General features: G+C 74.4%; 13 protein-coding genes. 6 read left to right on the top strand and 7 right to left on the bottom strand.

Features of this window, described 5'->3' with window-relative positions; all coding sequences use genetic code 11:
• Positions 1 to 25: 25 nt before the first annotated feature.
• Positions 26 to 595 (bottom strand): dUTP diphosphatase, encoded by a 570-nt coding sequence (gene dut / locus ACGFZ2_RS10190; RefSeq protein ID WP_393265348.1) that lies wholly within the window; start codon positions 593 to 595, stop codon positions 26 to 28.
• A 90-nt stretch (positions 596 to 685) separates the two neighbouring features.
• Here dut and ACGFZ2_RS10185 point away from each other — a divergent pair, with 90 nt between their 5' ends.
• Positions 686 to 1,186 (top strand): DUF3093 domain-containing protein, encoded by a 501-nt coding sequence (locus tag ACGFZ2_RS10185; RefSeq protein ID WP_393265604.1) that lies wholly within the window; start codon positions 686 to 688, stop codon positions 1,184 to 1,186.
• Positions 1,187 to 1,295: 109 nt separating this feature from the next.
• Here the strand turns inward: ACGFZ2_RS10185 and ACGFZ2_RS10180 are convergent, their stop codons facing one another.
• Together ACGFZ2_RS10180 and ACGFZ2_RS10175 are read right to left on the bottom strand one after the other, a co-directional pair.
• A complete protein-coding gene (locus ACGFZ2_RS10180) occupies positions 1,296 to 2,243 on the bottom strand; it encodes a hypothetical protein (protein WP_393451993.1) in 948 nt (315 codons plus the stop codon).
• A 138-nt stretch (positions 2,244 to 2,381) separates the two neighbouring features.
• Positions 2,382 to 2,678 carry a DUF4193 domain-containing protein gene (locus ACGFZ2_RS10175; protein ID WP_007075406.1) on the bottom strand — a complete coding sequence of 99 codons (297 nt, stop codon included), beginning with the start codon at positions 2,676 to 2,678 and terminating at the stop codon, positions 2,382 to 2,384.
• Between the two features lie 433 nt (positions 2,679 to 3,111).
• Between ACGFZ2_RS10175 and ACGFZ2_RS10170 the strand changes: the two genes are divergently transcribed.
• A complete protein-coding gene (locus ACGFZ2_RS10170; RefSeq protein ID WP_393265607.1) occupies positions 3,112 to 3,627 on the top strand; it encodes a LytR C-terminal domain-containing protein in 516 nt (171 codons plus the stop codon).
• Between the two features lie 118 nt (positions 3,628 to 3,745).
• On the opposite strand, the gene ACGFZ2_RS10165 is transcribed toward ACGFZ2_RS10170, so the two are convergent.
• Positions 3,746 to 4,561, bottom strand: a complete 816-nt coding sequence (locus ACGFZ2_RS10165) for an inositol monophosphatase family protein (protein ID WP_393451990.1) — start codon at positions 4,559 to 4,561, stop codon at positions 3,746 to 3,748.
• 288 nt (positions 4,562 to 4,849) lie between these two features.
• On the opposite strand from ACGFZ2_RS10165, the gene ACGFZ2_RS10160 reads away from it, so the two are divergent.
• Together ACGFZ2_RS10160 and ACGFZ2_RS10155 are read left to right on the top strand one after the other, a co-directional pair.
• Positions 4,850 to 6,466, top strand: a complete 1,617-nt coding sequence (locus ACGFZ2_RS10160) for an RNA polymerase sigma factor (RefSeq protein WP_393265357.1) — start codon at positions 4,850 to 4,852, stop codon at positions 6,464 to 6,466.
• Positions 6,467 to 6,710: 244 nt separating this feature from the next.
• A complete protein-coding gene (locus tag ACGFZ2_RS10155; RefSeq protein ID WP_036374862.1) occupies positions 6,711 to 6,944 on the top strand; it encodes a hypothetical protein in 234 nt (77 codons plus the stop codon).
• A gap of 379 nt (positions 6,945 to 7,323) precedes the next feature.
• On the opposite strand, the gene ACGFZ2_RS10150 is transcribed toward ACGFZ2_RS10155, so the two are convergent.
• The 3 genes from ACGFZ2_RS10150 to ACGFZ2_RS10140 form a co-directional block, all read right to left on the bottom strand.
• A complete protein-coding gene (locus ACGFZ2_RS10150) occupies positions 7,324 to 9,054 on the bottom strand; it encodes a DEAD/DEAH box helicase (RefSeq protein ID WP_393451987.1) in 1,731 nt (576 codons plus the stop codon).
• Positions 9,055 to 9,246: 192 nt separating this feature from the next.
• Positions 9,247 to 9,897, bottom strand: coding sequence for a trimeric intracellular cation channel family protein (locus ACGFZ2_RS10145; protein ID WP_393265362.1), 651 nt, complete (start codon positions 9,895 to 9,897; stop codon positions 9,247 to 9,249).
• A gap of 40 nt (positions 9,898 to 9,937) precedes the next feature.
• Entirely contained in the window at positions 9,938 to 10,156 is a 219-nt protein-coding gene (locus ACGFZ2_RS10140; RefSeq protein WP_091096469.1) for a DUF3039 domain-containing protein, read from the bottom strand.
• An 86-nt stretch (positions 10,157 to 10,242) separates the two neighbouring features.
• On the opposite strand from ACGFZ2_RS10140, the gene ACGFZ2_RS10135 reads away from it, so the two are divergent.
• Both ACGFZ2_RS10135 and ACGFZ2_RS10130 read left to right on the top strand, forming a co-directional pair.
• On the top strand, positions 10,243 to 11,172 hold the full coding sequence (locus tag ACGFZ2_RS10135; protein ID WP_393265364.1) for a pseudouridine-5'-phosphate glycosidase: 930 nt from the start codon (positions 10,243 to 10,245) through the stop codon (positions 11,170 to 11,172).
• Positions 11,169 to 12,065 carry a carbohydrate kinase family protein gene (locus tag ACGFZ2_RS10130; RefSeq protein ID WP_393451984.1) on the top strand — a complete coding sequence of 299 codons (897 nt, stop codon included), beginning with the start codon at positions 11,169 to 11,171 and terminating at the stop codon, positions 12,063 to 12,065. Before ACGFZ2_RS10135 ends, ACGFZ2_RS10130 begins: the two co-directional genes overlap by 4 nt.
• Positions 12,066 to 12,093: the final 28 nt, after the last annotated feature.

Genomic DNA, 12,093 nt, shown 5'->3' with positions numbered 1-12,093 from the left:
TGCGCCCACCCTCCGCTGTTCGCACTCACCCTGCCACCTCTTCCGTCCGTCCGCCTGCCCGGTCCCGCTCGTCCGGCCGCCCGTCCGGCACGTCCGGCGCCCGCCGCCCGTCCGGCGCCCGGAGGGCCGCCGGGGACGGCACCAGGCCGGCGTGTCCGCCGGTGGAGCCGTGCCCGCCGGTCCCACGCCGGGACGTGGGCAGCTCGGGCACCGGCTGGAAATCGGCCCGCGCCACCCGCTGGACAACGAGCTGGGCGATCCGATCGCCACGGGAGATCTTCGCCGACGCCTCCCGATCATGGTTGATCAGGTTGACCAGGATCTCACCCCGGTAGCCGGCGTCGACCGTACCGGGCGCGTTGAGCACCGTCACCCCGAGTCTGGCCGCGAGCCCCGATCGGGGGTGGACCAGGCCCACGTACCCCTCGGGCAACGCGATCGCCACCCCGGTCGGGACCAGGGCCCGACCGCCGGGTGGCAGCTCGACGTCCGCGGCCGCCACCAGGTCGGCCCCGGCGTCACCGGGATGGGCGTACGCCGGCAGCGGCAGCTCCGGGTCGAGCTGCCGTACGGGCACGGGTACGACGTCGGTCACGGTTCCCCTCTTCCGTCCGGTTCGTGGGGTGACCCTGACATCCTGCCGGTTCCGCCGGCCGCCGTGCGCCGTACCCTGGCAGGAGTGAGCCTGTCGCCATCCTCGCCATCCCCGGCGTCGCCCACCGCGGCGCCCCCGGAGCACACCGAGCGGCTCGGCCTGCCCTGGTGGCTGTGGCTGGGCGGGCTGGCCGCGGCCACGCTGCTGGCCGTGGAGCTGTGGATGGGCGCCCCCGGCGTGCGTGCCTGGCTGCCGTTCGTGGTGCTGCTGCCGACGGCCGTCGCCTGCCTGGCCTGGCTGGGCCGGATCCGGATCGCGGTACGCGACGGCGAGCTGCGGGTGGACGACGCCCGGCTGCCCGTCCGGTTCGTCGCCGACGTCGTCCCGCTGGACGCCGCCGGCCGGCGTGAGGTGCTCGGGGTCGGGGCCGACCCGCTGGCGTTCGTGGTGCAGCGGCCGTGGGTCCCGGGCGCCGTCCAGGTGGTCCTCGACGACCCGGCCGACCCCACCCCGTTCTGGGTGGTCAGCACCCGCCATCCGGTCGAGCTGGCCGAGGCGGTCCTCGCCGCCCGCGACGCCGCTCGTTCCTGAGCCGCCCCGCGCCCGTCCCGCCGCCCGGCTGTCCCGGGCCCGTCCCCTGGCCTGGCCTTCGGTCCCCGGGCCTGGTCCTCCCGCATTCTTCCCCGGCCCTGACGGGGCGTCAGGCGGGGCCGGGGAGGGCCGGCGGGCCGCCGGGGAGGGCGGGGCTCCTGCGGCGCAGGTCGCGGCGGAGTTCGTCGGCCATCGTCCGGGTGGCCCGGCGGTTGAGGTAGCTCGCCACCGCCGCCCCGGTGAGGAAGGGGCCGAGCGTGGTCAGGTTGCGGCCGAAGCGCTTGAGCAGCATGTCCCGCAACTCCTTGCGGGCGGCGGTGCCGAGCACCGCGCCCACCCCGACGCCGGGCATCATCGGGTTGATCCCGCGCTGGCCGGCCCAGGACTGCACCAGCGCGACCGCCCGCTGGGTGCCGCCGGGTGCCAGCGGCACCCCGTAGACCTCGTGCAGCTCGCCGATCAGCTTGAGCTCGACGGCCACCACGGCGACCGTCTCGGCGGCGAGCAGGACCGGCGCGGAGAGCAGGGTCGGGGTGACGGCCCACTCGACCGCGGCGACTCCCCCGCCGGCGGCGCCGATCCCCGCCGTCGTCCGCGCGGCGTTGCGCACCAGCCGTTCGGCCAGCGCCTCGCCGTCCAGGCCGTCGAAGTGGCGACGCAGGGTCGCCAGGTCCCGCACGGGCACGTGCGGGGCGATCTCGGCGACCGTGTCGACCATCCACCGGACGGCGGTCTTCGGCTTGAACAGGTCGCCCAGCCCGCGCGCCCGCGCCTGCCCGACGAGCCGGCCGAGCAGTTGCCGCCGGCGGGCCGGTGCGACGTCGTCGGCGGTCAGGGCCGCGACGGTCGCGCCCAGCTCGTCGTCCGCGCCGGGCACGGCGTCCGAGCCGGGCAGGGCGTCCGAGCCGGGCAGGGCGTCCGAGCCGGGCAGGGCGTCCGAGCCGGGCACGGCGTCCGAGCCGGGCACGGCGTCGCCCCGGCTCCCGTCCGGGTCGCCGTCGCGTGCGCGCTCGGCGCGGGTCCGGTCCGCGCCGCGCGTGCCGCGGGGCTCGCTCATGGGTCCGACCTCCCGAATGGACTGTCGCCGGCGTGGCGGCCACCCGTCACGAGTGAAGCAGGTCCCCCGCCGCGTCGCACGGCATCTCGGGCAGCGGCGGCCCCACGAGGGAGCCGCCGCTGGTGGAGGCGCGTCGTGTCAGACGCACTCGCGGCAGATCAGCTCGCCGTTGCGCTCGACCGCCAACTGGCTGCGGTGGTGCACGAGGAAGCAGCGGGCGCAGCGGAACTCGTCCTGCTGCATCGGAAGCACCTTGACCGTGAGTTCCTCGTCGGCCAGGTCGGCGCCGGGCAGCTCGAAGCTCTCGGCCACCTCGGCCTCGTCGACGTCCACGGCGCCCGACTGTGAGTCGACGCGTCGGGCCTTGAGCTCTTCCAGGCTGTCCTCGCCGAGGTCGACCTCGTCGCGACGCGGGGCGTCGTAGTCGGTGGCCATCGGTTTCACTCTCCCATATCGATGTTGTCGCTTCCGGTTGTAACGCCGGACGACGCTGTTTCGGTTCCGCTGGCCGGCCACCACTTGTGTCGGTCACCCGACCCGAAGACAGCACGGACGGAGACCTCCGGAGGAACCCCCAGCGAGCGCGGAACCTTACCCCCCCTTTGGGCGAGGCATGTATACCGCCCTCGTGGCTGAGATGTACGCCCCCGCACGCGAAGTTGTTCCCAATGTGACTCAGGCGACACGAAGATAGGGGTAGTAGTACCCGGTTCCCGGATGGCGCGCCGGCATGTCGGGCTGTTTCCACGCGACGGCCGGACAACCGTTAACCTCAGCGGCGTACTCGACGGCCGGCGGGGCGGCCCGACCGCCGGCGGCCGCCGCCACCCACCTCTGTCCGGGGAGCACCCTGATGAGCTTTGCGCGAGTGCGAGCACTCGTTGTCGTCGGCCTGCTGGCGGTGCTGGCCCTGGTCTTCGTGGTGGTCGCCATGGTCCGCGACACCCAGGGCGACGGCGGCCTCGCCGGTGGCTGCCCGGAGGGCTGGCCGATGGCCGACGTGACCCTGCGCGAGCCCAAGGACGTCAAGATCAACGTGCTGAACGGCACGGACCGGATCGGCCTGGCCGGCGCCATCGCCGACGACTTCCGCAACCGGAAGTTCCAGGTCAAGAAGACCGGCGACGAGAAGAAGCAGATCGACGACATCGCGGTGCTCCGCTACGGCCCGAAGGGGGTCGGCTCGGCGCACCTGCTGCGGGCGTACTTCCTCGACAACGCCGAGTACGAGTACGACGCCAAGCGCACCGACGACGTCGTCGACGTGGTGCTGGGCAGCGGCTTCCAGCAGCTCGCCACCACCACCGAGGTCAACCAGTCCCTGGGCGACCTCGGCGCGCCGGTCGCCCCGGCGGGCTCCTGCCCGACGCGCGAGGACGGCTGACGCGGAGTGCCGCGCCCCGGCCGGGCCGGGGCGCTCACCACGCCCGCGCGGCGCGGGAGCCGTACCGGCCACGTGAGGGCCATACCCGGCCGCGTGGGGCCACACTCGGCCGCGTCCGTCACGGGCCGCCGGAGGCGTCCAGGTCGGCGAGGCGGTCGTGCAGGGGCTTGAACAGGGCCGACGGGGCGGCGATCACCATGTCCGGGCCGGCCGGCAGCCCGCCCAGCCCGGCCACCAGCAGCCCTGCCTCGGTGGCCACGAGGGCCCCGGCGGCCTGGTCCCAGGCGGCCAGACCCTTCTCGTAGTAGGCGTCCACCCGCCCCTCCGCCGCCAGGCAGAGGTCCAGCGCGGCGGCGCCGAGCCGGCGGATGTCGCGGACGTGCGGGATCAGCTCGGCGACCACCCGGGCCTGGTGCGCCCGGCGCGCCGGGTCGTAGCCGAACCCCGTGGCGACCAGCGCCTGGCCGAGGTCGGTCTCGGTGGAGCAGCGCAGCCGCTCCCCGTCGCGCCAGGCGCCTCCGCCGACGGTGGCGGTCCACTCCTCGCCGGTGTTGACGTTGCGCACCACCCCGGCCACCACCTCGCCGTCGACCTCGGCGGCGAGCGAGACCGCGCAGTGCGGGATCCCGTACAGGTAGTTGACCGTGCCGTCGATCGGGTCGATGATCCAGCGCACCCCGCCGGGGCCGGTCGGGCCGCTCTCCCCCGCCCCGTACTCCTCGCCGAGTACGGCGTCACCCGGGCGCAGCCGGCGCAGCGCGTCGACCACCTGCCGCTCGACCGCCCGGTCGGCGGCGGTCACCACGTCGGTGACCGTGCTCTTGGTCGCGGCCACCGAGACGCCCTCGACCCGCATCCGGTACGCGGTCGCCGCCGCCTCGCGGGCCACCTCGATCGCGATCTCCAGCAGCTCCGCAGGCGCCGAGCGGTCCATCGTTCGTCCCCTTCCCGCACGGCCGGGGTGTTCCGGGTCACGCGCGGTACCATCCTTACAAAGTCCACATCTACGTCGAATCGGCGGTCCCCGCCGCCGGTCCACCGTGCGGCGACGGATGATCGCCGCAGACGGCGTTACAATTCACCCCTGCCCACGCTGCGACGGACCGCCAACGACCGGCCGGCCCGGGACACGGGGGTCCTTCAACCACATCGCCCGGCAAGGTGCACCGCTCTGCGTCGGACGACCCGGCCGTGCTCGCTCTTCGCCTCCGGAAGGTCATTCGTGACAGAACCCCGCCAGACCGGCGCCGACGTTCGCTCGCTCACCGACACCCTGATCGCCCACGCGCAGAGCGCCGGCGGCCAGCTCACGTCGGCCCAGCTCGCGCGCACCGTCGAGTCCGCCGAGGTGACTCCGGCCCAGGCCAAGAAGATCTTGCGGGCGCTCTCCGAGGCGGGAGTGACCGTGGTGGTGGACGGCTCGGCGAGCACCCGCCGCCGCGTCGCCGCCGCCCGCTCGGCCACCCCGGCGTCCCGGGCCACCACCGCCAAGACGACCAAGAAGGCCGCCGCGCCCGCCCCCAAGCAGGCGCCCGCCGCCGACGAGGCCGCCGCGCCCGCCCCGCGCAAGGTCGCCGCCGCCCGCAAGGCCGCCGGCACCACCGCCGAGGTGGCCGCCAAGGCCGCGGCGCCCGCGAAGGCGACCAGGTCCACCCGGGCCACCAAGGCCACCGTCGCCGCGGCGGCCGGTGCCAAGCCGGCCAAGGCCGGCGGCAAGGCCAAGGGCGAGGGCGCCGAGGGCGACATCGACCCGGAGGAACTGGCCGCCGAGATCGAGGACGTGGTGGTCGAGGAGCCGGCCGAGCTGACCCAGGCCGCCGAGACCGACGCCGCCAACTCGGCGAGCGACAACGACTTCGAGTGGGACGACGAGGAGTCCGAGGCGCTCAAGCAGGCGCGCCGCGACGCCGAGCTGACCGCCTCGGCCGACTCGGTCCGGGCCTACCTGAAGCAGATCGGCAAGGTCCCGCTGCTCAACGCCGAGCAGGAGGTGGAGCTGGCCAAGCGGATCGAGGCCGGGCTCTACGCCGCCGAGCGGCTGCGTGCGGCCGAGGAGGGCGAGGAGAAGCTCACCCGCGACATGCAGCGGGACCTGCTCTGGATCTCCCGCGACGGCGAGCGCGCCAAGAACCACCTGCTGGAGGCCAACCTCCGGCTGGTCGTCTCGCTGGCCAAGCGCTACACGGGTCGCGGCATGGCCTTCCTCGACCTCATCCAGGAGGGCAACCTCGGCCTGATCCGCGCGGTCGAGAAGTTCGACTACACCAAGGGCTACAAGTTCTCCACCTACGCCACCTGGTGGATCCGGCAGGCGATCACCCGCGCGATGGCCGACCAGGCCCGCACCATCCGCATCCCGGTGCACATGGTCGAGGTAATCAACAAGCTCGGCCGTATTCAGCGCGAGCTGCTCCAGGACCTGGGCCGCGAGCCCACCCCGGAGGAGCTGGCCAAGGAGATGGACATCACACCGGAGAAGGTGCTGGAGATCCAGCAGTACGCCCGGGAGCCCATCTCGCTGGACCAGACGATCGGCGACGAGGGCGACAGCCAGCTCGGCGACTTCATCGAGGACTCCGAGGCCGTGGTCGCGGTCGACGCGGTGTCGTTCTCGCTGCTGCAGGATCAGCTCCAGCAGGTGCTGCAGACGTTGTCCGAGCGTGAGGCGGGTGTGGTACGCCTGCGCTTCGGCCTGACCGACGGCCAGCCGCGCACGCTCGACGAGATCGGCCAGGTCTACGGCGTGACCCGGGAGCGCATCCGGCAGATCGAGTCCAAGACCATGTCCAAGCTGCGCCACCCGTCGCGTTCGCAGGTGCTGCGGGATTACCTGGACTGATCGCGATCGTCAACCGAACGTGTCGTTTTGATCACCTGACGTGCAACGTCGGAAGGTGATCGTTCGGTTGCACGATTGTGATCGTTGACGTGGCACCCTTGGTGCACGGCACACTGTCCCTGCCATGTGTGACCTCGGTCCCCCGCGGGCACACAGGGAAGGCAGCGCCGGGACAGGGTGTTGCACGATAGGTGAGCAACGACCGAAGAGATTGTTCATCGGTGACGACCAGAGGAGGAAGGCGATGACCCCGACCCTCACGCCGCCGCCCGAGACGGTGGCTCCCCCAGCCGCCGATGAACGGTGCGACCGCTGCAATGCTGCCGGCAAGCTCCGGATCACTCTGGCGGGTGGGAGCGAGCTGGTGTTCTGTGGGCACCACGCGAACAAGTACGCGGAGGATCTCGTGAAGATCACCGTGCGGTACGCGACGGACCCGGAGTTCAGCTGGCGTGGCGCCGATCTGATGGCGAACTGAGTCCGCAAACCCACGACATAGCCGGCCGGAGGCCCCCAACGGGGAGCCTCCGGCCGGCTTTTGCGTACCCCCGCCCTGTCTGACCCACGGCCGCAACGGGCCGCGGTGGAACGGAGCGCGCGGCCGGGCCACGGGCTACCTGACGGGTGCAGCGGGGCGCGGAGCGCGCGGCGGGGCCCACGAGCGCCCGACGGGGCCCAGGGGGCCCGGGCGGGCGGATCCCACAGCCGGCCCACGGGCGGCCTGAGAGGGCACAGCGGGCGCGGGCGGAGCCGACCGCACACCGCCGGCCCCACGGGCGGCCTGACGGGCGCCGGGGGTCGCGGACCGCGCGCCGGGTCCACGGGCCACCACCCGGGCCGTGCGGGGCCGTCCGCCGTCAGAGGGTCTGGACGGTGGCGATGCGCTCCTCGAGCTGCTCGATCGTGGCCTGGGCGCTCGGCGGGCCGCCGCAGAGGCGGCGCAGCTCGGCGTGGATCTTGCCGTGCGGCTGCCCCGTCCGGTGGTGCCGGGCGGCCACCAGAGCGTTGAGCTGCCGACGCAGGGCGACCCGGCGCTGGGCGGCACTCATCGGTGCCGGCGGCGCCGCGGACGGCTCAGCGGCCGGCTCAGCGGGCCGCGCGGCCCTTCGGCGCTGGGCGGCGAGCTGCTCCTGCTGCCGCTTGGTCAGCAGCATGGCGACCTGGTCGGCGGTCAGCAGCCCGGGCAGGCCCAGGTACTCCTCCTCCTCGGGGGTGCCGGCCTGGGCGGCGGTGCCGAACGAGGCGCCGTCGAAGATCACCTGGTCCAGCTCGGCGGTCGCGGAGAGTGCGGCGAAGCGCTTCTCCAGCTCGCCGTTGGCCTGGTCGTCACGCTGGGCGCGTTCCAGCAGGTCGTCGTCGAAACCCTCGCGGTCCTTCGGCTTGCCGAGCACGTGGTCCCGCTCGGCTTCCATCTCGCTGGCCAGCCCGAGCAGGTGCGGCACGCTGGGCAGGAAGACCGAGGCGGTCTCCCCCTCGCGGCGGGCGCGGACGAACCGGCCGATCGCCTGCGCGAAGTAGAGCGGGGTGCTGGCGCTGGTCGCGTACACCCCGACCGCCAGGCGGGGGATGTCGACGCCCTCGGAGACCATCCGGACCGCCACCAGCCACCGCTGGTCGGACGCCGCGAACGTCGCGATCCGCGCGGAGGCCCCCACGTCGTCGGAGAGCACCACCGCCGCCCGTTCGCCGGTCAACTGCTCGATGAGCTTGGCGTACGAGCGGGCGGTCTGCTGGTCGCTGGCGATCACCAGCCCGCCGGCGTCGGGCATCCCCGCGTTGCGCAGCACGGTCAGCCGGGCGTCGGCGGCCCGCAGCACCTGCGGCATCCAGTCGCCCGCCGGGTCCAGGGCGGTACGCCACGCCTGCGCGACGAGGTCCTGGGTCATCGGCTCGCCGAGCCGCGCCGCCAGCTCCTCCCCGGCGTTGGTGCGCCACCGGGTCTCCCCGGAGTACGCCAGGAAGAGCACCGGGCGGACCACGCCGTCGCGCAGCGCGTCGGAGTAGCCGTACACCGAGTCGGCGCGGGAGCGGAGCAGACCGTCCCCGCCGCGCTCGTACGTGACGAACGGGATCGGGTTGTCGTCGGAGCGGAACGGGGTGCCGGTGAGCATCAGCCGGCGCTCGGCGCCCTCGAAGGCCGCCTTCACCCCGTCGCCCCAGGAGCGGCTGTCCCCCGCGTGGTGGATCTCGTCGAGGATGACCAGCGTGCGCCGGGTCAGGGTGCGCCGCCTGTGCACCTGGGGCGCCATCCCCACCTGCGCGTACGTCACGACGGCGCCGTGGAAGTCGGCGGCGGAGTGCAGGTCGGCGTTGCGGAAGGCAGCGTCGAGCTGGATGCCGACCCGGGCCGCCGACTGCGCCCACTGGGTCTTCAGGTGCTCGGTCGGGGCCACCACGGTGACCGCCTCGACGGTGCCGTCGGCGAGCAGCTCGGCCGCGATCCGCAGGGCGAAGGTGGTCTTGCCGGCACCCGGGGTGGCGACGGCGGTGAAGTCGGGGTCCCGCCGGCGCAGGTACTCCACCAGTGCCTTGCGCTGCCACGCACGCAGTGCCGGAAACGTCTCGATCGCCGGCAACCGGGCCGCCACGCGAAGCTCCTCTCCGACCGCCTGAAACGGGCGGACCCCGGCCGAGGGCCACGGGTGCCGCCGCCCATGAAAACGCCTCCGCGCCGATGGTGCCGCGAAGGCCGACTCAGCATAACCAGCGGGGCGCTCCCGACCCAGCCGACACCACGCGGCTCACATCCCCCACGCCCGTCACCCCGCCCCGGCGAGGGCTCAGGGATGGGGGCCGGGGGCGTGGGTACGTGGGGGGCGGAGGGTGGCGATCGGGGCCGACCAGCGCCGGCGCAGGGCGACCAGGCGGAACAGGAAGACGAACGCCGCCGCCGCGGTCAGCCAGGCGGCGTTGGCGTGCCCGAGCGCGTCCAGCAGCGCCACGGCGATCGAGCCGGCGAGCGCGGCGACCGCGTAGATCTCGCGCCGCAGCACCACCGGGATCTCGGCGGTGAGCAGGTCCCGCCCGAGGCCGCCGCCGATCGCGGTGAGCATGCCGATCACGCACGCCCCCACCGCCGGCACCTGGGCGTCGAGGGCCTTGACCGTGCCGGTAACGGTGAACAGCCCCAGCCCGGCCGCGTCCAGCACGAGCACGGTGGTGCGCAGCCTGGCGAGCTGGGGGTGCAGCCAGAAGACGGCGGCGGCGGTGACGGCGGCCGTGGCGGCGTACCGCCAGTCGGCGAAGGCCAACGGCGGCACCTCGTCGATCGCCAGGTCCCGGAAGATCCCGCCGCCGAGCGCGGCGACGAAGCCGACGAAGACGACGCCGAAGAGGTCGAGCCGTTTGGCCACCGCCGCGGAGGCCCCGGAGGCGGCGAAGACCGCCACCCCGGTGAGGTCGGCGAGGAGCAGGGCGGTGGAGGTGGTCACCGCCGCAGGTTACGTGGGCGGCCGGGACGACCGCCCCGGTTCACTCGGCGTACGAGTCGTAGATCTCCTTGCACTTCGGGCAGACCGGCGAGCCGGGCTTGGCGGCCTTGGTCACCGGGAAGGTCTCCCCGCAGAGCGCGACGACGAAGGTGCCCATGACGGCACTCTCGGCGATCTTCTCCTTGCGCACGTAGTGGAACATTTCGGGACCGGTGTCGGCGTCCTTCAGCTCCGGACGCTCGAGAACCTGTGTGCTCACTTCTACACCTCCAACCGTCAAGTCTGGCAGGTCACCGCGGCCCGGTCCACTTCAGGCCACCCCGGCGAAGGCCGTACGGTGGTGACGTGACCGACTTTCACATCCACTACGGCGCCGAGGTGGCCGAGGCGCTGCGCGCCGGACGCCCCGTCGTCGCCCTGGAGAGCACCATCGTCTCGCACGGCCTGCCCCGGCCCGACAACCTCCGGGTGGCCCGGGAGATCGAGCAGGCGGTCCGGGACGCGGGCGCGGTCCCGGCGACCATCGGCATGGTCGGCGGCCGGCTCGTGGCGGGCCTGGACGACGCGGAGCTGACCCGGCTCGCCACCGCCGACGGGGTCGCCAAGCTCTCCGTACGCGATCTCGCCGTGGCGGCGGCCACCGGCGCGGACGGCGCCACGACCGTGGCCGCGACCAGCGCGGTGGCCGCCGCCGCCGGCATCGGGGTGTTCGCCACCGGCGGCCTCGGCGGGGTGCACCGGGAGGCCGCGCAGACCTTCGACGAGTCCGCCGACCTGGTCACCCTGGCCCGGACCCCGATCGCGGTGGTCTGCGCCGGCGTCAAGTCGATCCTCGACGTGGGCGCCACCCTGGAGCGGCTGGAGACCCTCGGCGTCGGCGTGGTGGGCTACCGGACCCGGCGGTTCCCCGGCTTCTTCATCACCGACGGCGGCTTCGACCTGGACTGGTCGCTGGACTCCGCGGAGCAGGTCGCCGACGCGCTGGCCGCCCGGGAGCAGCACAACGTGCACCACGGCGGCCTGATCGTGGCCAACCCACTGCCGGCCGACGAGCAGCTCGACCCGGAGCTGCACGACCGGACGCTCGCCGACGGGCTGGCGCTGCTGGAACGCGACGGGGTGACCGGCAAGGCGGTGACGCCCTACCTGCTCGCCCACTTCCACTCGGCGACCGAGGGGGCGAGCCTGGCGGTGAACGTCCGGATCATCCTGCGCAACGCCGACCTCGCCGCCCGGATCGCGGTCGCCGCGGCCGCCCGTCGCGCCGACGCATGACCGCAGGCCGCGTCCTCGTCGTCGGTGACCTGATCACCGACGTGGTGGCGGTGCTGGACGGGCCGCCGGCCACCGGGTCCGACACGCCGGCGGCCATCCGGTTCAGCGGCGGCGGACAGGCCGCCAACACCGCGGCCTGGCTCGCCGCCCAGGGCGTGCCGGTGACGTTGGTGGGCGCGGTCGGCGACGACGGCCAGGGGCGGGAGCGGGTGGCCGAGCTGGAGCGGGCCGGGGTCGACTGCGCGGTGACGCGGCATCCGGAGCACGCCACCGGCACGGTCATCGTGCTGGCCACCGCCGGGGAACGGACGATGATCACCGAGCGGGGCGCGAACCTGCGGCTGGCCCCGGCGGACGTCGACGCGGCGCTGGCCGCCGCGCCGGACGCGCGGCACCTGCACCTGTCCGCGTACACCCTGCTGGACGCCGGGTCCCGCCCGGCCGGGCTGCGCGCGCTGGCCGCCGCCCGCGAGCGCGGGCTCACCACCAGCGTCGACGCGGCCTCCGCGGCGCCGCTGCGGCGGGTCGGCGCGGCGGCCTTCCTGTCCTGGGTACGCGGGGTCGACCTGCTCCTGGTCAACGCCGACGAGGCGACGGTGCTGGCCGGCGGGCTCGACCCGGCGGCGCAGGGGCGGGCGCTGTCGGCCTCCGCCCGGCGGATCGTCGTCAAGCAGGGTGCGGCCGGGGCGGTCTGGGTGGACCGGGACGCCACGGTCGCCGTGGCGCCGGCCCGCCGGGTGGCGGTGGTGGACGTCACCGGGGCCGGGGACGCCTTCGCGGCCGGGCTGCTGGCCGCCTGGCTCGCCGGCGCGGGCCCGACGGTGGCGCTGCGCCGCGCGGGCGACCTCGGCGCCCTGGCGGTCTCGCAGGTGGGCGCCCGCCCCGCTCCCTGACCCGAACCCCGCGCCCCACCCCCGCTCG

Origin of the sequence: Micromonospora sp. NPDC048063, from assembly GCF_043202855.1 — a bacterium.
Lineage (GTDB): Bacteria > Actinomycetota > Actinomycetes > Mycobacteriales > Micromonosporaceae > Micromonospora.
This window is presented reverse-complemented; position numbering and strand designations above follow the sequence as displayed.